This is a genomic window from Microbacterium sp. AZCO (genome assembly GCF_039614715.1).
Lineage (GTDB): Bacteria > Actinomycetota > Actinomycetes > Actinomycetales > Microbacteriaceae > Microbacterium.
Genome location: NZ_CP154857.1, coordinates 3792185 through 3811674, shown reverse-complemented (window position 1 = coordinate 3811674; position 19490 = coordinate 3792185). Strand labels below are relative to the sequence as shown.

At 72.3% G+C, this 19490-nt stretch carries 17 protein-coding genes and 1 pseudogene; 13 read left to right on the top strand and 5 right to left on the bottom strand.

All coding sequences use genetic code 11. The annotated features are described in order from the left end of the window. The first annotated feature begins 138 nt into the window (after positions 1 to 138). The 12 genes and pseudogenes from AAIB33_RS17385 to AAIB33_RS17330 form a co-directional block, all read left to right on the top strand. Entirely contained in the window at positions 139 to 393 is a 255-nt protein-coding gene (locus tag AAIB33_RS17385) for a glutaredoxin domain-containing protein (RefSeq protein WP_345801214.1), read from the top strand. A gap of 33 nt (positions 394 to 426) precedes the next feature. Further along, a complete protein-coding gene (gene kynA / locus AAIB33_RS17380) occupies positions 427 to 1287 on the top strand; it encodes a tryptophan 2,3-dioxygenase (protein WP_345801213.1) in 861 nt (286 codons plus the stop codon). A gap of 5 nt (positions 1288 to 1292) precedes the next feature. After that, positions 1293 to 2273, top strand: coding sequence for a hypothetical protein (locus tag AAIB33_RS17375; RefSeq protein ID WP_345801212.1), 981 nt, complete (start codon positions 1293 to 1295; stop codon positions 2271 to 2273). Further along, the gene (locus AAIB33_RS17370) at positions 2263 to 3525 is read left to right on the top strand and encodes an aminotransferase class V-fold PLP-dependent enzyme (RefSeq protein ID WP_345801211.1); all 1263 of its coding nucleotides are present in this window, start codon (positions 2263 to 2265) and stop codon (positions 3523 to 3525) included. The genes AAIB33_RS17375 and AAIB33_RS17370 overlap by 11 nt, the downstream gene beginning before the upstream one ends. Before the next feature lie 64 nt (positions 3526 to 3589). Next, positions 3590 to 5065 carry an MFS transporter gene (locus AAIB33_RS17365; protein ID WP_345801210.1) on the top strand — a complete coding sequence of 492 codons (1476 nt, stop codon included), beginning with the start codon at positions 3590 to 3592 and terminating at the stop codon, positions 5063 to 5065. Positions 5066 to 5128: 63 nt separating this feature from the next. Beyond that, positions 5129 to 6895: an aldehyde dehydrogenase family protein gene (locus AAIB33_RS17360; RefSeq protein WP_345801209.1), complete on the top strand. Its 1767-nt coding sequence runs from the start codon at positions 5129 to 5131 to the stop codon at positions 6893 to 6895. Beyond that, positions 6892 to 8622: a GMC family oxidoreductase N-terminal domain-containing protein gene (locus AAIB33_RS17355; RefSeq protein WP_345801208.1), complete on the top strand. Its 1731-nt coding sequence runs from the start codon at positions 6892 to 6894 to the stop codon at positions 8620 to 8622. The genes AAIB33_RS17360 and AAIB33_RS17355 overlap by 4 nt, the downstream gene beginning before the upstream one ends. 300 nt (positions 8623 to 8922) lie before the next feature. Continuing rightward, entirely contained in the window at positions 8923 to 10419 is a 1497-nt protein-coding gene (locus tag AAIB33_RS17350) for a sugar transferase (protein WP_345801207.1), read from the top strand. A gap of 170 nt (positions 10420 to 10589) precedes the next feature. Then, positions 10590 to 10898: a hypothetical protein gene (locus tag AAIB33_RS17345; protein ID WP_345801206.1), complete on the top strand. Its 309-nt coding sequence runs from the start codon at positions 10590 to 10592 to the stop codon at positions 10896 to 10898. Positions 10899 to 10902: 4 nt separating this feature from the next. Continuing rightward, positions 10903 to 12195: an MFS transporter gene (locus AAIB33_RS17340; protein WP_345801205.1), complete on the top strand. Its 1293-nt coding sequence runs from the start codon at positions 10903 to 10905 to the stop codon at positions 12193 to 12195. After that, positions 12192 to 13211 (top strand): hypothetical protein, encoded by a 1020-nt coding sequence (locus AAIB33_RS17335; protein ID WP_345801204.1) that lies wholly within the window; start codon positions 12192 to 12194, stop codon positions 13209 to 13211. The genes AAIB33_RS17340 and AAIB33_RS17335 overlap by 4 nt, the downstream gene beginning before the upstream one ends. Beyond that, positions 13208 to 13591: pseudogene (locus AAIB33_RS17330) on the top strand (glycosyltransferase); the annotation flags it as partial. The gene AAIB33_RS17335 and the pseudogene AAIB33_RS17330, both read left to right, overlap by 4 nt. A 540-nt stretch (positions 13592 to 14131) precedes the next feature. Here AAIB33_RS17330 and AAIB33_RS17325 read toward each other — a convergent pair. From AAIB33_RS17325 to AAIB33_RS17305, 5 genes are read right to left on the bottom strand one after another with little or no spacing between them, the layout of a single operon-like run. After that, entirely contained in the window at positions 14132 to 15532 is a 1401-nt protein-coding gene (locus tag AAIB33_RS17325) for an O-antigen ligase family protein (protein ID WP_345801203.1), read from the bottom strand. A gap of 4 nt (positions 15533 to 15536) precedes the next feature. Beyond that, positions 15537 to 16307, bottom strand: coding sequence for a hypothetical protein (locus tag AAIB33_RS17320; protein WP_345801202.1), 771 nt, complete (start codon positions 16305 to 16307; stop codon positions 15537 to 15539). Then, positions 16304 to 16990: a hypothetical protein gene (locus AAIB33_RS17315; RefSeq protein ID WP_345801201.1), complete on the bottom strand. Its 687-nt coding sequence runs from the start codon at positions 16988 to 16990 to the stop codon at positions 16304 to 16306. The genes AAIB33_RS17320 and AAIB33_RS17315 overlap by 4 nt, the downstream gene beginning before the upstream one ends. A 10-nt stretch (positions 16991 to 17000) precedes the next feature. Then, positions 17001 to 17657: a polysaccharide deacetylase family protein gene (locus tag AAIB33_RS17310; RefSeq protein ID WP_345801200.1), complete on the bottom strand. Its 657-nt coding sequence runs from the start codon at positions 17655 to 17657 to the stop codon at positions 17001 to 17003. 8 nt (positions 17658 to 17665) lie between these two features. After that, positions 17666 to 18514: a glycosyltransferase family 2 protein gene (locus AAIB33_RS17305; RefSeq protein ID WP_345801199.1), complete on the bottom strand. Its 849-nt coding sequence runs from the start codon at positions 18512 to 18514 to the stop codon at positions 17666 to 17668. A 101-nt stretch (positions 18515 to 18615) separates the two neighbouring features. Here AAIB33_RS17305 and AAIB33_RS17300 point away from each other — a divergent pair, with 101 nt between their 5' ends. Beyond that, positions 18616 to 19482: a hypothetical protein gene (locus tag AAIB33_RS17300; RefSeq protein ID WP_345801198.1), complete on the top strand. Its 867-nt coding sequence runs from the start codon at positions 18616 to 18618 to the stop codon at positions 19480 to 19482. Positions 19483 to 19490: the final 8 nt, after the last annotated feature.

Sequence of the window (19490 nt, the reverse complement as noted above, 5' to 3'; positions counted from 1 at the left end):
TTCCCCCATCGTGGCACGGGGCCTGCGCACGGCGAAGCCATCCAGCAAAGGCATGGGAATTCCTCAGCATGCGCATCGTTTCACCTCGAGGCCGGGGCTTCCGGCGATCCCCCAGCATGCATCCGGGAGAATGGAACGATGACCTCCTCGACCATCACGATGTTCGGCGCCGAGTGGTGCGGCGACTGCCGCCGTACGAAGAAGCAGCTCGATGCGCTGGGCGTGGACTACCGGTACGTCGACCTCATAGCCGACCCGGCCGCCGCCGACGTCGCGCGCGAGATCTCGGGCCGCACGAGCATCCCCGTCGTGGTCTACCCCGACTCGAGCCACCACGTCGAGCCGTCGAACGCCGACGTCGAGTCGAAGCTGCGCGAGCTCGCGATCATCTGACGCCGCGGCATCCATCCTCGTTACAGTGAGCGGGTGACCGAGGGCGTCGAAGGCAACACCCGGGCGATCGAGGGGTCGGTCGTCACCGACTTCTCCGACCGCATGACGTACGGCGGCTACCTCGACCTCGCGACGCTGCTGTCGGCCCAGCGGCCGCTGAGCGATCCCGAGCACCACGACGAGCTGCTGTTCATCATCCAGCACCAGACCACGGAGCTCTGGCTCAAGCTCGTGCTGCACGAGCTCGCCGAGGCGTGCCGGCTGCTGCACGACGACCAGCTCGCGCCGGCACTCAAGTGCATCGCGCGCGTCAAGCACATCCAGCGCACGCTGACCGAGCAGTGGTCGGTGCTCGCGACGCTCACGCCGGCGGAGTACGCGGAGTTCCGCGGAGTGCTCGGCCACGCGAGCGGCTTCCAGTCGGCGCAGTACCGGGCCGTCGAGTTCACGCTCGGCAACAAGAACGCCGGCATGCTGCGGGTCTTCGAGTCGGAGCCGCCGTCGTACGAGCTCGTGCGCGCCGCGCTCGAGGCGCCGAGCCTGTACGACGAGTTCCTGCGCCTGCTCGCCCGCACCGGCTATCCCATTCCGGATGCCGTGCTCGAGCGCGATGTCACCGCGGCGTGGACCTTCACGCCCGAGCTCGTGCCGGTCTTCACGTCGATCTACGAGGATCCGCAAACGCACTGGGCCGCGTACGAGACGTGCGAGGAGCTCGTCGACCTCGAGGACAACTTCCAGCTTTGGCGCTTCCGTCACCTCAAGACCGTCGAGCGCATCATCGGCCACAAGACCGGCACGGGCGGCTCGAGCGGGGTGCCCTTCCTGCGGCGCGCACTCGACCTCACGTTCTTCCCGGAGCTGCTGGCGGTCCGGACCGAAATCGGAAGGTAGAACGGATGCTGCACGCCGACCCCTTTGCGATCCGCGGGCTGCTCGGGCCCGATGCGGCCCCCGGGCGCCGCGCCATCACGAACGAGCACGGCATCGTGCTGCCGGCGTTCAGCGACCACCACGTGCACCTGCATCTCATCGACGAGCAGGGGCTCGCGCCGCACGGCATCGCGGCCGCGCTCGACTTGGGCGGCGACCCCGTCGCCCTCGCGCGGCGACCGCGCGAGGGCTTCCCCCGCATCTCCTACGCCGGCGCGTTCCTCACCGCCAAGGACGGCTACCCCGTCGGGCGGCCGTGGGCGCCCGACGCGGTCTGGCGGGAGGTGACCGACGCCTCGACCCATCCGGGCGTGCCCGGCGGCGCGGCGACGGCGGTGGACGAGCAGGCGTCGTGCGGGGCATCCGTCATCAAGGTCGCGCTCAACCGATCCGCCGGATCTGTCTTCGACGCCGAGACGCTCGCCGTCGTCGTGGCCTGCGCGCACGAGCGCGGACTTCCCGTGGTCGCGCACGTGGAGGGAGAGGGGATGACGCGCCTCGCTCTCGACGCGGGTGTCGACGCCCTCGCCCACACGCCCTTCAGCGAGCGCCTGGGAATCCGGCAGACCGCCCGCGCGGCGGCGAGCCAGGTCTGGATCTCCACGCTCGACATCCACGGCGACGACCCGGACGCCGCGGAGAACGCCGTCGCCAATCTCGCCGCGTTCCGGGAGGCGGGCGGCCGCGTGCTGTACGGCACCGACCTCGGAAACGGCGAGCGCTCCGCCGGCATCCAGACCGCGGAGCTCGCGGCACTCGACCGCGCCGGGGTGCGCGGGCCTGCACTCATCGCGACGCTCGCCGACCCGTGGCCGGGAACCGCCACGACGCACGCCGTCGCCACCTTCGTGCCCGGTCCCCCGCCCGGGACGCTCGACGAGGTTCCCGCGTGGCTCGGCGGCGCGACGGTCGTGCCGGAGGAGGAGATCGTCCGCGATGAGCACTGACCCGGTGATCGCTGACGCCGCACGCGACGCCGTGCTCGAGGCGGAGGCATCCGCTCTCGACGATCGCGACCCCCTCTCGCACCACCGCGAGCGGTTCGTCGGCGCGGAGACGTCGCTGGTCTACTTCGACGGCAACTCGCTCGGCCGCCCCTTGGCGGCGACCGCTCAGCGGTTGGACCGGTTCGTGCGCGAGGAGTGGGGCGGACGCCTCATCCGCGGGTGGGACGAAGCCTGGATGGACCTGCCGTTCGCCATCGGCGACACGATCGGCCGTGTCGCGATCGGGGCGGCGCCGGGGCAGACGATCGTCGGCGACTCGACGACCGTGCTCCTCTACAAGCTCGTGCGGGCGGCCTTCGACGCGCAGCGCGCCGCCGACCCGGCACGGGTCGAGATCGTGGTCGACCGCGACAACTTCCCGACCGACCGGTATCTCGTCGAGGGCATCGCAGCCGAGCGCGGCGGCCGGGTGCGCTGGATCGAGGTCGACCGGCGGGCGGGTGTCGACGCCGAGGCGCTGGCCTCCGCCGTCGGCCCGGAGACGGCGATCGTGGTGCTCAGCCACGTCGCGTACCGCTCGGGATACCTGACGGATGCCGCATCCCTCACCCGCGTCGCGCACGACGCCGGCGCGCTCATCCTGTGGGATCTGTGCCACTCCGCGGGCTCCGTGCCCGTCGAGGCCGACGCGTGGAGCTTCGACCTCGCGGTGGGCTGCACCTACAAGTACCTCAACGGCGGCCCGGGATCCCCGGCCTTCGCGTACGTCGCCGACCGGCATCAGGACGCGCTCGCGCAGCCCATCCAGGGGTGGATGGGCGCCGCCGACGTCTTCGCCATGGGTCCCGAGTACCGTCCGGCCGCCGGCATGCGCCGATTCCTGTCGGGCACGCCGCCGATCCTCGGGATGCTCGCGATGCAGGACACCCTCGCGCTGATCGAGGACGCCTCGATCGCGGCGATCCGCCGGAAGTCCGTCGCGCTCACGGAGTTCGCGATCCGCGTGGCCGACGAGCTGCTCGCCCCCCTCGGCGTCGAGCTGGCATCGCCCCGCGACCCGCGGCTGCGCGGTGGACACGTGACCCTCTCCCACCCCGCGATGCGCGAGGTGACGGCGCGGCTGTGGGAGCGGGACGTCATCCCCGACTACCGCGACCCGGGCGGGCTCCGGATCGGGCTGTCGCCGCTCTCGACGAGCTTCGCCGAGACGCTCGCCGGGCTGCGCGCGGTGGAGGCCGCGATCCCACGCTAGGAGCGGGATCGGCGCCTGTGCAGAGCGGCGGGGCCCGGCATCCCGTCACACCTACACTGACGCCATGAGCATCGACGCTCCCCCCTCGTCACCGGCCCGGCTCAAGACCGGCGTCATCGCCCGCTACGCGATCGGCTCGCTCGGCACGGGCGGCTTCGCGACCCTGCCGGGCCTCGTGCTGACGTACTACCTCACCGACTCGCTCGGCGTCGCGGCGCTCATGGCGGGCGTCGTCATCACCGTCGCGAAGCTCTGGGACGTCGTGATCGACCCGGTCATCGGCGCGCTCACCGATCGCGACCTCGCGAAGCACGGCACGCGTCGACGCCTCATGCTGACAGGGGCGCTCAGCCTGCCGGTCTTCTTCGCCCTGACCTTCGCCGTGCCGCCGGCCGTGGGGCCGGCCGTCGCGGGCGTCTGGGTGCTCATCGCCTTCACGCTCACGGCGACCGCGTTCAGTCTGTTCCAGGTGCCGTACATCGCACTCCCCGCAGAGCTCACGCCGAGCTATGACGAGCGCACGCGCCTGCTCACGTGGCGCGTGGTCGTGCTCACGCTCGCCATCCTGCTGTTCGGCGCCGGCGGCCCGGAGCTCCGCGGCGCGACGGGCGACCCGGTCACCGGGTACCTCCTGATGGGCGTCGTGTCGGGGCTCGTCATCGCGCTCGGGATGCTGGTGGCGACGACCGTCGCGGGGAAGGCGCGGCGCGGTGCCGGGGCCGACCCCTCGACAAGCTCGGGGACCGGGGGTGACGCGGGGACCGGGGGTGGCGCGCGGGCCGGGGGTGGCGCGCGGACCGGGGGTGGCGCGTCGTCGACGGGGAGCGTGCGGGAGCACTTCGCCGCCGGGTTCGCCGCCCTGCGCCGCAGCGCGCCGTTCCGCGCCCTGCTCGCGACGTTCGTGCTGCAGGCGCTCGCGACCGGGCTGATGCTCGCGGGCGCGCAGTACGTCGCCACGTGGGTGCTGCACTCGGAAGCTGCTGTGCAGCTGCTCTTCGTCGCCCTCATCGCGCCCGCCCTCTTCGCGGCGCCCGCGTGGGGCGCGGTCGCCCGCCGCATCGGCAAGGAGCGCACCTTCGCCATCGCGAGCATCGTCTTCGGCGTCGCGGCCCTGACGATCGTCGGCACGCTGTGGGCGCCGGGCGACTGGATCTACGTGCCGGTCGGGCTCGCCGGCATCGCGTACGCCGGCATGCAGTCGCTGCCGATGGCGATGCTGCCCGACGTCATCTCGCACGACGAGCGCACGAACGGCCCGGGTCAGGCCGGCTCGTTCAGCGGCATGTGGACGGCGGGCGAGACCGTCGGCTTCGCGCTTGGCGCGACGGCCCTGTCGCTCATCCTCGCGATCACCGGCTACGTGTCGTCGACGGCCGGACAGGTCGTGCAGCAGCCGGATGCCGCCGTCGCCGGCATCGTCGTGAGCTTCAGTGTCGCGCCGGCGGCACTGATCGCCCTGAGCCTGCTCGCGCTGAGCCGCTACCGCCTGCGCCGCGCCGACATCGAGGCCGGAACCCAGGGCCACGCCACACGGGACTGAGTCTCACCGCGCACCCAGTTCGCAACTCTAAGCTTGAGCACACCCCGCCCGAAGGAGAGCGCCGTGCCGCCCACCGCGAAGACCACCGCCCCGTCGCGCCCGAAGACGCCCGCCGTCGAATCGGCGCCGATCCTCGAGGCCGCCCTCGCCGAGCTCGAGACCGGCTCGACCGTCTGGGCGCACCTCACGCTCGGCCAGCGCGCGCGCCTCCTCGAGCGCCTGCGCGCCACCGTCGTCGCGCATGCCGCGGAGTGGGCGGACGTCGCCGCGACCTCGAAGGGCCTGGAGCCCGGGCATCCCCTCCGCGGCGAGGAGTGGCTCGGGGGCCCGTACGGCGTCATCACCGCGCTCGACGCGTACCACCGCACCCTCACCAGGCTCGCGACGGGCGCCGGTCCCCTCGATGGAGTGAAGATGGATGCCGCCCCCGGCGGCCGCGTGCGCGTGCACGCCTTCCCCCTCGACCCCATCGACTCGCTGCTGCTGTCGGGCTTCACCGGCGAGGTGTGGCTCGAGCCCGGCGTGACCCAGGCGCAGGCCGCCCGCGAGGCAGGACTCGCGCAGCTCGACCCCACGGCTCCCGGCGGCATCGGCCTCGTGCTGGGCGCGGGCAACGTCACGTCCATCCCCGTGCTCGACGTGCTCTACGAGCTCCTCGCGCACAACCGCGTCGTGATCCTCAAGGTGAACCCGACGCAGGACGCCCTCGTCCCCGTCTTCGAGCGGGCGTTCGCTCCGCTCATCGAGCCCGGCTTCCTCCGGATCGTCTCGGGCGGCGGCGACGTCGGGGCGTACCTGACCCAGCACGACGAGGTCGCCCACGTGCACATCACGGGTGCCGCGCCGACCTTCGACACGATCGTGTGGGGAGCGGCGGGCGATGCCGCGACGGCGCGACGGCGCAGTGCGGGAACGCCGCTGCTCGCCAAGCCCATCACATCGGAGCTCGGCGGCGTCTCGCCGATCATCGTCGTGCCCGGCCAGTGGACCGAGGCCGACCTGCGCTACCAGGCGGAGCACATCGCGACGATGCGCCTGCAGAACAGCGGGCACAACTGCATCGCGGGCCAGGTCGTCATCTCGAGCAGCGACTGGGACCAGCGGGATGCCTTCCTCGCGGCGCTGCAGAAGGCCTACGCCGAGGCGCCCCAGCGCAGCGTCTGGTACCCGCGCAGCGACTCGAAGCTCGCAGCCGCGGCATCCGACTACCCGGCCGCGCGGTGGTATGCCGACGGCACGCGCGCGCTCGTCGAGCTCGACGCAGACGGCGACGCGACGGCCCTCGAGCAGACGGAGTACTTCGCCCCCGTGCTCGGGGTCGTCGAGCTGCCCGGGCGCGGCCAGGAGTTCCTCGATCGCGCCGTCGCCCACGCGAACGATCGGCTCGTCGGGACGCTAGGCGCCAACGTGCTGATCGACCCTGCCACACAGGCCGCGCTCGGCGACGGCTTCGAGCGCGCGGTCGCCGACCTGCGCTACGGCGCCATCGCGATCAACGGCTGGACGGCGTTCGCGTTCCTGCAGCCCACGCTGACCTGGGGCGGGTTCCCGGGCGCGACGATCGACGACGTCGGCAGCGGCATCGGGGTCGTCCACAACGCGCTGCTGCTCGACCGCGTCGAGCGCACCGTCGTGCGGGGGCCGTTCCGGCCTTTCCCGCGGTCGGCGAGCGCGATCGTCCGCCCCGGCACGTTCTCGGTGCTGCCGAAGCCGCCGTGGTTCGTCACGTCGCGCACCGGCGCGGCCGTCAGCGAGGGCTTCACCCGATTCCACATGACGCACGACTGGATCGGGCTCGGCAAGACGCTGCTCGAAGCCTTCCGGGCATGAGCCGCGACGCGGGAGAGCTCGCGGCGGACTACATCGTCGTCGGCGCCGGCTCGGCGGGGGCGGCGCTCGCGGCCCGGCTCGCGGAGGACCCCGCGGTCTCGGTGCTGCTGCTCGAGGCGGGCGGGCCCGACAGCGCGCTGCAGCTTCATGTGCCCGCGGCCTTCAAGGCGCTCTTCCGCGGCGAGTACGACTGGTCGTACGACACCGTCCCGCAGCCCGCGCTCGAGGGCCGCACGATCTACTGGCCGCGGGGCAGGACACTCGGCGGCTCGTCATCGCTCAACGCCATGATGTGGATCCGCGGCTTCGCGGCCGACTACGACGAGTGGGCGGATGTCGCAGGCCCCGCGTGGTCGTGGGAGGCGCTCGTGCCGTACTTCGCACGCGTCGAGCGCACGGCCGACCCGGCGCATGAGACGCAGGGCGCGGACGGGCGGCAGAGCGTCGAGCACCAGCGCGATCCTCGCCCGCACACCGCCGCGTTCCTCGACGCCGCGCGGGAGCTGGGACATCCCGTGACCGCGCCAAACCTGCCGAGCGACCAGGGCTTCGCGCAGACCATGGTGTCGCAGCACCGCGGCGCACGCGCCTCGACGGCCGACGCGTACCTGCGCAGACCGCCGCCGAATCTGCGGATCGTCACCGGGGCGCTCGTCCGGCGGGTGACGTTCGACGCCTCGACAGGCTCGGCGACCGTGGGCTCGGGCTCGGGTTCGGGTGCGACCGCGGGCTCGGGTTCGGGTGCGACCTCGGGTTCGGGTGCGACCGCGGGCTCGGGTGCGACCCCGGGCGCGGCGCCCCGCGCGACCGGTGTGTACGTCGAGATCGACGGCATCCCGCGGCATGCCCTCGCGCGTCGGGAGGTCATCCTGGCGGGCGGCGCGGTGAACACGCCCCAGCTGCTCATGCTGAGCGGCATCGGACCGGCGGCGCACCTCGCCGAGCACGGCATCCCTCTCCTCGTCGACAGCCCCGGCGTCGGCGAGAACCTGCAGGACCACCTCGTCGCGGGCCTCGCGCCCGAGGCGAAGGGCGGCACGCTGTACACGGCGGAGCGGGTGCGCGAGCTGGTCCGCTACCTGGCCACCCGCAAGGGCATGCTCACCTCGAATGTCGGCGAGGCGTACGGGTTCGTCCGCACCGAGATCGCGGACCGCGCCGGGATGCCGGCCGGCCTGCCCGACATCGAGCTGATCTTCGCGCCCGCTCCCTACGTCGGCGAGGGGCTTGTTCCCCTCCCGGCCGAGGGCCTCACGATCGGCGCGATCCTGCTGCGGCCGAAGAGTCGGGGCACGATCCGGCTCGCGTCGGCCGACCCCACCGCGAAGCCGCTCATCGACCCCGGCTACCTCACGGATGCCGACGGCATCGACCACGCGACGATGATCGCGGGGCTCGCGGAATGCGAGCGGTTCGTCGCGAGCGATGCCCTCCGCGCGCTCACGACGGGCGGCTGGGTGCAGCCCGAGGGCGGCGAGCGCCTGACCCCGCAGGAGCGCGCGGAGCTGTCGCTGCGCCGCTACTCGCACACCCTGTACCACCCTGTCGGCACGGCGCGGATGGGAGCGGATGCCGCCTCCGTCGTCGACCCCGAGCTGAGGGTGCGCGGGGTCGAGGGATTGCGCGTCGCCGACGCATCCATCATCCCCACGATCATCCGCGGTCACACCAACGCCCCGGCGATCGTCATCGGGGAGCGCGCCGCCGACCTCGTGCGAGGGCGCTGACCCCGTTCCGCTTCGCATTCGATACCGGAATTTCGCTCACCGGACAATCCCCCGAGAACAGTCCTTCCCCTTCTCCGATTCGCGGCGTACTATCGCACGCATCGGGGCAGAGGGAGGCCTCGAGGTTTCGGAGACTTGGGAGCATCCGGGGCCTGTGCAGATCATGCGACGGTGTCGTCGTGCGATCTCGAAAGCTAGTGGGTGAAGCGTGATGGCGCACTATTCGTCGCGCCCTCAGAACGCAGTGGCAGCACGATGACGGGTATCGGGGCTGCCCCGCGGGGGGATTTCAGGATCGGCTTGGGACCGACCCTGGGAATGAGGGCGGGCGCGCTCGAGCAGAAGGCGACGCTGAAGGCGCCGCCGCTCCGCCACGCCCTGGAACGTCGCCGGCTGTGGGAGCGGCGCTATGCGCGCCGGCTGCTCTGGTCGGACACCCTGGTCATCGTCCTCGCCGCCGGCCTCGCCGATGTCGCGGCGCTCGCGACCGGCGCGACGCCGCGCGATGCGCGCTGGGCCGTGGCCGAACCGCTCCTCATCGCCGCCGTCTGGCTCGCGATGATGGCGGCTCTCCACACGCGGGAGCCCTCGATCGCCGGCTCGGGCGCGACGGAGTACAAGCGCGTCGCCAACGCGTCAGGGGTCGCCTTCGGGCTCATCGCGGTCGCCTGGGCGGTCCTGCAGGTGCCACCCGTGCGGATGCAGCTGCTCGTCGCGCTGCCCGTCGGGCTCGCGGCGCTCATCATCACGCGGCACAGCTGGCGCCGCTGGCTCAACGCTCAGCGCCGGCTCGGACGCTGGGCCGCGCGGGCGATCGTGACCGGCACGCGGGCGGACGTCGAATACGTCATCCGGATGCTGCAGCGCCAGGAGGTGCGCTCGCACGTCGTGCTCGGGGCGGCCATCGTGGACTGCTGCGACGACGAGCTCCTCGTCGACGGCAGGCGCTATCCCGTCGTCGGCACACCGGACAGCGTCGCCGAGGACGCCCGTCAGCTGGGCGCCGACTCCGTCGTCGTGGCCAGCCGGCCCGACGACGACCCCGACTTCATCAAGCGCCTCAGCTGGCGCCTGGAGGGCACGGCGGCCGAGCTCATCCTGTCGAGCAGCCTGACCGACGTCGCGGGCCCGCGCATCACGCTCGAGCCGCTCGACGGCCTGCCGCTCATCCACGTGAAGATCCCCGAGTTCGAGGGCGGACGCCACGCGCTCAAGCGGGTGATGGATGTCGTCGTGAGTGCGCTCGCGCTCGTGGGCATCGCCCTCATCCTGCCCGTCATCGCGCTGCTCATCGCGGCCGACGACGGCGGCCCCGTGTTCTTCCGGCAGGTCCGCGTAGGCCGTGACGGGCGCGAGTTCCACATGCTGAAGTTCCGGACGATGGTTCCGGATGCCGAGGCGAAGCTCGCCGCCCTGACCGCGGCCAACGAGGGGTCGGGCCTGCTGTTCAAGCTCCACAACGACCCCCGGGTGACGCGCGTCGGCGCGGTGCTGCGCCGGTACTCGCTGGACGAGCTGCCGCAGTTCTGGAACGTGCTGCGCGGCGACATGAGCGTCGTCGGCCCGCGTCCGCCCCTGCCGAGCGAGGTCAACTCTTACGACGGGGCGGTCTGCCGGCGGCTGTTCATCAAGCCCGGCATCACGGGGCTGTGGCAGATCAGCGGCCGCAGCGACCTCACGTGGGACGAGAGCGTCCGGCTGGACCTGCTCTACGTCGAGAACTGGTCGGCGATGTCCGATCTCATGATCATGTGGCGGACCGCGCACATCATGATCCGCCCGAAGGGAGCCTATTGATCAGGCGATGCCGTTGAAGATCTAGACAGAGTTACAGACCGGACCCGCGGTCTGCCCCCAAACGTGGAGACCACAGCCGGGGCACCGGGGAGGCCGAAGCGATGGCCGCGGGTCCTTAGTTTTCCGTATGACGCGGACGCCAGAAACTGGCGCGGGGAAGGGGGAGTCCCGTGACCGACGTTCCGTCCGCGTACCCACCGGCGATGTGGGGGGTCATGACCGCCGGTGCTGCCCCGGTCGGCGCGGTCGTCGTCTGCCGAGTCCGGTCCGAGTTCCTGGACCGGACGATCGGCGAGGGAGGAGACGACGATCCGCCGGCCGGGGCCCTGATCCGGGATACCGGAAGCCCGGCCCTCGGCGAGGCTCAGGGAGCGGGCCGCAAGGCGCTTCCCCAGGGCGCTGCAGCGAGCCACACTCTGCCGCTCCCCCTCGCCGAGGGTCCCCTCGCACCTCGGCTCTCCGCTGCGACGGCGGGCTGACGCGATGTACATCTCGCTCGCGAAGCCGGGCGCGGGAGGGGACGGCCCGCCGAAGACGCGCCAGGGCATCCGGACCGTCTCGTCAACCGTCGTCACCCTGGGCATCGTCTCGATGCTCACAGACATCTCGTCGGAGTCGGTCGCCGCCGTGCTGCCCCTGTACATCACGGGATTCCTCGGGCTCACGACCATCGCCTTCGGGTTCCTCGACGGGCTCTACCAGGGCGTCAGCGCCCTGACCAGGGTCGCCGCCGGGTACACGGCGGACCGCGCCGACCAGCCCAAGCGCGTCGCCTTCTTCGGCTACGCGCTCGCGGCGGCCGCGCGCGTCGGGCTGCTCTTCTGGACCGGGTTCGCCGGCATCACCGCGGTCGTCACGGCCGACCGCATCGGCAAGGGCATCCGCACCGCGCCGCGCGACGCGCTCATCACCGCGGCGTCCAAGCCCGAGCGCCTGGGCGTCTCGTTCGGCACGCACCGCATGCTCGACAACATCGGCGCGGCGGCCGGTCCGCTCATCGCCTTCCTGATCCTGCTCGTCATCCCCGACGGCTTCGACGTCGTCTTCGCTGCCTCACTCGCCTTCGCGGTCGTGGGCGTGGCGATCCTGGGACTCCTCGTCCCCAACCTGCGACCTCGGCGGGCCGCGGCATCCACGTCAACGGCGACGACGGATGCCGCGCCCCGCCGATCCATCGACTGGCGGGCGATCGCCACCGGGCCGATGCGGCGCGTGCTCGCGGCGGCCGGCATCCTGGGTCTGCTGACCATCGGCGACGGCTTCGTCTATCTCGTGCTGCAGTCGCGCGGCGACTTCGCGGCGCAGTGGTTCCCGCTGCTCTACGTGGGGACGAACGTCGCCTTCCTCGCCTTCGCGATCCCGTTCGGCAGGCTCGCCGACCGGGTGGGCCGCGCGCGGGTGTTCGTGTTCGGCCACCTCGGCCTGCTCGCGGCGTACGTCGTGGCGTTCCTGCCCATCACCGACATCGCCGCGACGCTCGTGTGCCTCTCGTGCCTCGGCGCGTTCTACGCCGCGACCGACGGCGTGCTCGCGGCGCTCGCCGCGCAGCTCTCGCCCGAGAGCAGCCGCGCGACAGGCATCGCCTCCGCGCAGACGGTGGTCGCCGTCGCCCGGTTCGTGTCGGCGATGGCTTTCGGCATCCTCTGGTACTCGGTGGGGCGCGAGGCGTCGCTCATGATCGTCGCGGGAGTGCTCGCCGCGGGGATCGGCGCGACGTACCTCGTGCTCCGCCCGGTCTTCGCGCTCACGACGCCACGAGCGACGGCATCGCCGTGAGCACCCGCCGCGCCCGCTGGATCGCGGTCGTCGCGATCTCGATCACGGCGCTCGCCGTCGTCGGCGCGACCGCGGCGATCGCGCTGCAGCGCAACGCGGCACGCGCGGGAGAGACCGTGACGGCGGCGAGCGCGTCACCGGCTCCCGGGTGGGCGACGGGGGACCGGATCGTCTTCCGCAGCACAGCGCCGGGCGCCGACTACGGGCTCGTCGCCAGCGTCCCGCTCGACGATCCGCAGGGCCCGCGGGCGACGAGCGGAGTCGCGTGCGACCGCGTCGACGCCTCCGCGCACGAGTTCGCGTGCCTGTGGTCGGAGCGCGGCATCGTCCCCGCCTATCGCGCCGCGCTCTATGAGGACTCGGGGCGCCCCATGCAGGAGTGGTCACTGCCGGGCGTCCCGAGCCGCACCCGCCTGTCCGACGACGCGTCGCTCGTCGCGACGACGTCGTTCGTGACGGGCCATTCCTATGCCGCCGTCGGCTTCTCGACGCAGACCGTCGTGCGCCGCACGAGCGGCGAGGTGATCGGCGACCTCGAGCAGTTCACACTGCTGATCGGCGGGCAGCCCACCGCGCCCGTCGACCGCAACTTCTGGGGCGTGACGTTCGCCGACGACACGACCTTCTACGCGACGGCGCAGACGGGCGGCCAGACGTACCTCGTGGAGGGCGACCTGAAGGCGCGCACCCTCACCGCCATCGCGAAGAACGTGGAGTGCCCGTCGCTGTCGCCCGACGGCTCCCGCATCGCCTTCAAGCGGGTCGAGTCGGGCTCCGGCCCGACGGTGCACTGGACGCCCTCGATCCTCGATCTCGCGACGAAGCAGGTGCGCACACTGCCCGAATCGCGGTCTGTGGACGATCAGATCGAGTGGCTCGACGACAGCACGATCCTGTACGGGATGCCGCGCGCGACCGGCGATTCCGACGTGTGGGCGCTCCGCGCCGACGGATCGCAGCCGCCCGAGCTGTTCCTCGAGCACGCGTGGTCGCCCTCGGTGGTGCGCTCGTCATGAGCGGGCCCCGCATCGCCGTCTGCGTCGTGACGTACGACAGCGCGGAGCTGGTCGACGGGTTCGTCGCCTCGCTCGAGGCGGGCGCGGCGGGCACGGACTGGACGCTCGTCGTCGCCGACAACGCCTCAGGCGACAACACCCTCGACCGCGTCGCCGCGTGCGCGCCGTTCGCGCGCGTCGTGGAGACGGGCGGCAACCTCGGCTACGCGGGCGGCGTCAACGCCGCGATCCGGGCGGCGGGCGATCAGGATGCCTACCTCGTCGTCAACGCCGACGTGCGGCTCGAGCCGGGCTGCCTGGCGACCCTGTACGCGGCGCTGCGGCCGGGCGTCGGCATCGCGGTGCCGCGCCTCCTCGACGCGAAGGGCGACATCATCTGGTCGATGCGCCGCGAGCCCACGATCGCCCGGGCGTGGGCCGACGCGCTCGTCGGCTCGGAGCGGATCGGCGCGCGCTCGCGGCTCGGCGAGGTCGTCACGGACCCTCGCCGCTACGAGTCGGCCCGTGCCACCGACTGGGCGGAGGGCTCGACGCAGCTGCTCAGTGCCGAGTGCGTGCGCGTCGTGGGAGCGTGGGACGAGTCGTACTTCCTCTATTCGGAGGAGACCGAGTTCGAGCTCCGCGCACGGGACTGCGGCATCGCCACGTGGTTCGAGCCGCGCGCCGTCGCGACGCACCTGGAGGGCGGCTCGGCCGGATCCCCCCGGGCGTGGTCGCTGCTCGTCGCCAATCGCGTGCGGCTCTACGGATCGCGGCACGGCCCCATCGCCACCGCCGTGTTCTGGACGGCCACGGTCGTGCGAGAGGCGAGCCGCGCGCTGCTCGGCAGGCGCACGAGCGCAGCGGCCCTTCGCGACCTCGTCCGTCCCGCGCGGCTGCGCGAAGCCCGCGGACCGGCCTGGCTGGCAGGGGTCGACGACTCAGAGGCCCTCGTCGTCCGGATCGGCCGCGGTGCGATGCACGCTCGCGACGCGCTCGGCCGCAGCATCCGCCGTCCCGATCGTGAGCGTCGCCCCGCACAGGCCCGCCAGCAGGAAGAGCATGCCGGCTGAGATCGGGAACGACAGCCCGTCGAAGAAGACGAAGAGCACGGCCACGACGAGCAGCGAGACGGCGAGCGAGTAGCCGAGCAGCGACACGTCCTCCTCGCGGGAGAGGCGTCGTGCGCGCAGGGCGCTCCAGATCGCGGCGGCGAAGATCCCCGCGAAGGCGAGGACGCCGAGCAGTCCCAGCTCGACCGTCATGAGCACCCACTGGTCGTCGAAGATGAAGTACCGCGGCAGGAACGTGCCGAACCCGGTGCCGATGAGCGGCGACGGCGACACGAAGTCCGTGAGGCGGTCGAGCCCGGAGATGCGGGACTGCGTGCTCGGATCGTCGCCCGCCCCCGTGAAGAGCGACATCGTCGTGCCGAGGAGCCCCGGCACGGCCACGATGATGCCCGCCGCGAGGCTCCCGCCTCCGATCACGACGATGAGGCGGTACCGCCGCGGGAGCATCGGGATCATCGCGAGCGAAGCGAGGGCGAACCCGATGATCGCCGAGCGCGAGACGCCGACGATCGCGCTCGCGGCGACGAGCGCCGCCGGCAGCCACCACAGGATGCTGGACCTCGCCGACGCCGCCCCGCGCCGGAATCCGTTCGACACCGCGACCGCGATCACGAGCGGGAGTGCCGCGTTGAGCGCCGTCGCGTACTCGAGCGGGTGGATGGCCGTGCCGGCCGACCGCACCACACCGCCGCGCTCGCCGAGACCGAGGTCGTCGGGGCCGGACAGGCCGGGGATCTGCGTCCAGAAGTCGACGATCGGCTGTCCGGTGAGGGCCTGCGCGATGCCGAGCGCCGCGAGGAGCCCCACACCGATCGCGATGCGCCGCACGAGCCGCGTGATGTCGTGCATCGTCGTCAGGCCGTCGACGGCGAGAAGCAGCACGCCGCCCCAGGAGACGAGCCGCACGAGGGCGGTCATCGCGGGGCTCACCTGGTCGGCGGGCTGACCGCGCAGGAGCGCCGCCGCGAAGCTCACGAGCGCGACGACGACGAGCAGGGCGAACGCGAAGCGCACGGGCTGCCGGACCGGCAGGCCGAGGTCGTCGTGCTGCTGCAGCCGCGACGCGGCCCAGAAGACGAAGAGGACGACGCCCCACAGGAGTGCGGGGCGGCCCAGCGAGCCCAGCGCCGTGATGGTGATGTTCGACGGCACGGCGAGGAGCAGCACAAGGTACACCGTCAGCAGCGTCAGGGCGTCGACGTCGCGTGTCGTCGAGATGCCCCGGTGCCGGAGCGCCGGGACCGGAGCAGCGGGCCGCTCGATCGTCATGACGTCAGGATCCGCGCGCGAGGACGTCGGGCCGCTCGATGACGATCGGCGCGGTGTCGTCGAACTCGGGCAGGAGGTCGGGTGCGACCTCGTCGGCAGGCGGCTCGCCCGGCGCCGTCATCTCCCCCTCGTCCCCCTCGGCCCCGCGGGCACGCGCGGCGTCGGCCTCGTGCCTGCGTCGCCGGCGACGCAGCACGCCGTCGACGAGTCCCGCGATGAGGATGCTGAGGCCCGCGATGGCGAGTCCGACGGCGAACACGGCGACGAGCCGGTTGCGCTCCTGCAGGACGCTCTTCTCGTCGACCGTGATGGGGACGACCGTGATGCGGTTGGTGTTGAGGATGTGCTCCTCGTTCTGCAGGTCTGCGAGCACCCCCGCCGTCCGGATCACGAGATCGTCGAGCGCGGCGACGGCCTTGGCGTCGCTGGGCGCCGTGACGGTGATGAGGATGATGGGGCCGGCGGTCGAGGCATCCCGAGTCACCTCGACATCGACTCCCGGATACTCCTTCTTTATGTCGCCGACGACGTTCTTCGATCCCACCGCACGCACGAGCACGTCGGCCGCATTGGAGAGGCCGCCGAGATAGAGGAGGGGATTGGACGAGGCGGGCATGCTCTGCGCGCCGGGCAGCAGGAGCTGCGTCGCGGTGCGCTCGTAGCCCGGCGGCACGACGTACCAGACGCCGATCGCCGCGGCGACGGCGAGGATGATGCCCGGGAAGGTGATGTACCACCGACGCACGAGTCCACTGAGCAGGTCCGCAAGGCTCATGTCGCGGCTCCTTCCATCGAGATGACCCGGCCGCGGCGGCGCAGGCGGCGCGACGCTCGCGCCTCCATCCGCACGGCGAGCCAGGCGCCGCCGAGCAGGGCGGCGATGGCGAGGGCGGCGGCCGCCGCGAGCTTCTGCGAGCCCGAGGGGGCGATGTGCTGGACCGCGAGGGTGAGCGGCATGACCTCGACCGCGATGCGCTGCTTCGAGTCGGCGACGAGCGACGCCTGCCGCTGCTCGGCGGCGGCGAGGACGGCGGTCACGAGTTCGTCCTGCCGCTGCTCGACCCACTCCCGCGTGCGCCCGACGACCTCGATCTCGATCTCCGCCCTCGAGTAGTCGTTGTACCACTGGTTCCCGGCGTTGGGGATCGCGATGAGCACCCCCTCGCGGATGCCGGCGCCGTAGAACGGAGCGTCGTCGGTGGAGTACCGCGCCGCGGCGCGCCCGTTGTTGACCTCACCCGCGACGACGCCCGCGAACGCCACGACGTTGCCGTCGTTGGCCCCGTTCCCGGGCGTGATGACCGACGTCTGCGGCAGCGTGAAAGTGACGATCGTCCGGCTCGAGTACACGCCGCCGTCGGCCATGAAGGTCGCGAGGAGCACCCCGGCGACGATCACGGCGGCGACGAGTGCATACCAGCGCCGGAATACGATGCCCGCGAGCTCGGAGAAGTTCATGCCGAAGCCCTCACCTCAGCCGTTTCGCAGCGCCGACGAGTGCGCTGCGGGTCGACTGGACGGACCGCCGCGCGGAGAGGATGCGTCGCACCGACGCGATCGTGTCCGTCGAGGTGATGCTGTACCGCGGCTGCAGCCACGTGTTCTCGCGGGCGGGTCGCCGGTCGCTCGTGAAGACGCGGTCGTAGCCGGCGTCCCGCAGGCGTCCGAGGAGCTCGCGGTCGTACTGCCCGAGGGGCAGGGCGAGCTCCGTGACGCGGCATCCCGCAGCCTCTTCGATCGTCCGGCGGGCGTTCTGCAGCTCCCGCCGGGCGCCGCGGTCGTCGAGGCCTCGGAGCGACACGTGCGCCCACCCGTGCGAGCCCACCTCCATGCCGGCGGACACGAGCAGCCGCAGGTCGTCGGCGCCGAGGCTGAGCGGGTCGTCGAGCCGGCCGGCGAGCGCGAAGAACCGGGCCCGCAGCCCCCGCTCGCGCAGGGCGGGGAGTGCGACCTCGACGTCGCTGCGGTTGCCGTCGTCGAAGCTCAGCCGCACGTCGGCGCGCCCGGCGACCTCGTCGAGCGTCCGCAGGAACAGCTCGTCGTCGACCCAGTAGCGCGCCTCACCGGGCTCCCGCTCGCGCGACGGCGAGCCGATGCCGTGGAAGCACAGGTGCACGACCCTCACGGTGCGCCTCACGCCGCGCGCAGGCCGGTCCGGGTGCTCTCGTCGCGACCCCATGCGGCCGCTCCCGTCGCGGGTCTCGCGGCGCGATGCTCGGCGATCGCGGTGATGACCGCATACGGGACGGCGGCGATCCACAGGCGCGGATGCGGCAGCACGACGTCGCGCAGCCACGCCCAGTGATCGGCGGCGCGCACCGAGATGCCGAGCGACTGCGACGCCGCCCGCATCTGGCTGTTGCCGCGCCGCACCCGCTCGAGACGCGCGAGCAGATCTCTCGTCGTCATCGGCGCCTCGACCACGATGGCCACCTCCGGCACGACGGCCTTCTCGTCCGGCGCGAACACGGAGTCGACGAAGAGGTCGTCGGCGATGAGCGTCGGGAACTCGCCGAACCGCTTGCGCCCCTCCTCGGACAGCGCGAACATGCCCCGTCCGAAGAGCGACCGCTCGAACGCCGGCAGCTGCGTGTTGACGGCGAAGTACGCCCGCACGGCCCACGGTCTGCCGGCCGTGTTCATGCGCCGCGCCGGCGCGACGGCGAGGACGTCCGGATGCTCGGCGAGCTCCTTCTCGACGGCGGCGAGCGCTCCGTCGGGAACGAGGATGTCGGCATCCAGGTAGATGCGGGGGAAGCCGTGTGCGAACGGCTCCCCCGCATTGATCGCGGCCGATTTGCCCGGCTCGCGACGTTCGACGACGCAGACCCCCCGGTCGTGCGCGCACTGTGCTGTTCGGTCGGTGCACCCGTTCGGAATCACGACGATCTCATCGGCGGGGACCCCCTGCGCCAGCAGGCGATCGACACACGGGCCGAGACCGTTCTCCTCGTTATGGGCAGCGACGATGACGCTCAGCATTGGACCTCCCCCTCGAGGTACATGCCATTTCGGGTACGGGGCCCCCAAGCCCTGTCAAGATCCTAATCGAGCAGGCTGGGAATGGCCATAGCATATGAGCCGTGACGGCCGCAAATCTGACGCTCCGCGCCATCGGCGACGGCGATGTCGAGGCGGTCGGGCGCTTCTTCAGCACGCACCTCGACAAGAGCATCCCGCCCGAGCGCTGGCGGGCCGTCCTCGCCCCGCCCTGGGCGGTGTCCGCGCCCAACCACGGCTACCTGCTCGAGGGGCCCGACGGCCTCGCCGGCGCGTACGCGGCGGTCTACTCCGAGCGCGAGGTGGACGGCGCGACGGTGGCCTTCTGCAACCTCGCCGCGTTCTGCGTCCGCGAGGAGCATCGGCCGCACAGCCTCCGGCTCATCCGCCCGCTCCTCGACCAGAAGGGGTACGTCTTCACCGACCTCTCCCCGAGCGGCAGCGTCGTCGAGCTCGACCGGCGCCTGGGGTTCACCGCCCTCGACACGTCGACGCGCCTCGTGGCGAACGTCCCGCGCCTCCCGCGTCGGGGAGTGCGCGCGACGAGCGACCCGGCCGTCATCGAGGCGACGCTGAGGGGAAGGGATGCCGCGGCCTACCGCGACCACCGCGAGGCGCCTGCCGCGCGGCATGTCGTGGTGGTGCGGGGCGCCGACTACGCGTACCTCGTCTATCGCCGCGACCGGCGCAAGGGGCTGCGTCTGTTCGCCTCGCCGCTCTACGTCGGCGGCGATCGCGACCTGCTGCGGCGGGAGTGGAGCGTCGTGCGCTCCCACCTGCTCCTCCGAGCCCGCCTCCCGTTCACGCTCGCCGAGCGGCGGGTGCTCGGCTTCGCCGCTCCGCTCGGCGCCGAGCTCAGGCATCCACGTCCCAAGATGGTGCGCGGAGCCGCCGTCGCGCCCGAAGACGTGGACTACCTGTACAGCGAACTGGCCCTGCTCGAGTGGTGAACTCGAGC

Excerpts from the sequence above, each read along its gene's own strand:
- AAIB33_RS17340 (WP_345801205.1), top strand. The coding sequence starts at position 10,903 with ATGTACATCTCGCTCGCGAAGCCGGGCGCGGGAGGGGACGGCCCGCCG.
- AAIB33_RS17355 (WP_345801208.1), top strand. The coding sequence starts at position 6,892 with ATGAGCCGCGACGCGGGAGAGCTCGCGGCGGACTACATCGTCGTCGGC.
- AAIB33_RS17305 (WP_345801199.1), bottom strand. The coding sequence starts at position 18,514 with ATGCTGAGCGTCATCGTCGCTGCCCATAACGAGGAGAACGGTCTCGGC.
- AAIB33_RS17385 (WP_345801214.1), top strand. The coding sequence starts at position 139 with ATGACCTCCTCGACCATCACGATGTTCGGCGCCGAGTGGTGCGGCGAC.
- AAIB33_RS17315 (WP_345801201.1), bottom strand. The coding sequence starts at position 16,990 with ATGAACTTCTCCGAGCTCGCGGGCATCGTATTCCGGCGCTGGTATGCA.
- AAIB33_RS17325 (WP_345801203.1), bottom strand. The coding sequence starts at position 15,532 with ATGACGATCGAGCGGCCCGCTGCTCCGGTCCCGGCGCTCCGGCACCGG.
- AAIB33_RS17370 (WP_345801211.1), top strand. The coding sequence starts at position 2,263 with ATGAGCACTGACCCGGTGATCGCTGACGCCGCACGCGACGCCGTGCTC.
- AAIB33_RS17365 (WP_345801210.1), top strand. The coding sequence starts at position 3,590 with ATGAGCATCGACGCTCCCCCCTCGTCACCGGCCCGGCTCAAGACCGGC.
- AAIB33_RS17375 (WP_345801212.1), top strand. The coding sequence starts at position 1,293 with ATGCTGCACGCCGACCCCTTTGCGATCCGCGGGCTGCTCGGGCCCGAT.
- AAIB33_RS17320 (WP_345801202.1), bottom strand. The coding sequence starts at position 16,307 with ATGAGCCTTGCGGACCTGCTCAGTGGACTCGTGCGTCGGTGGTACATC.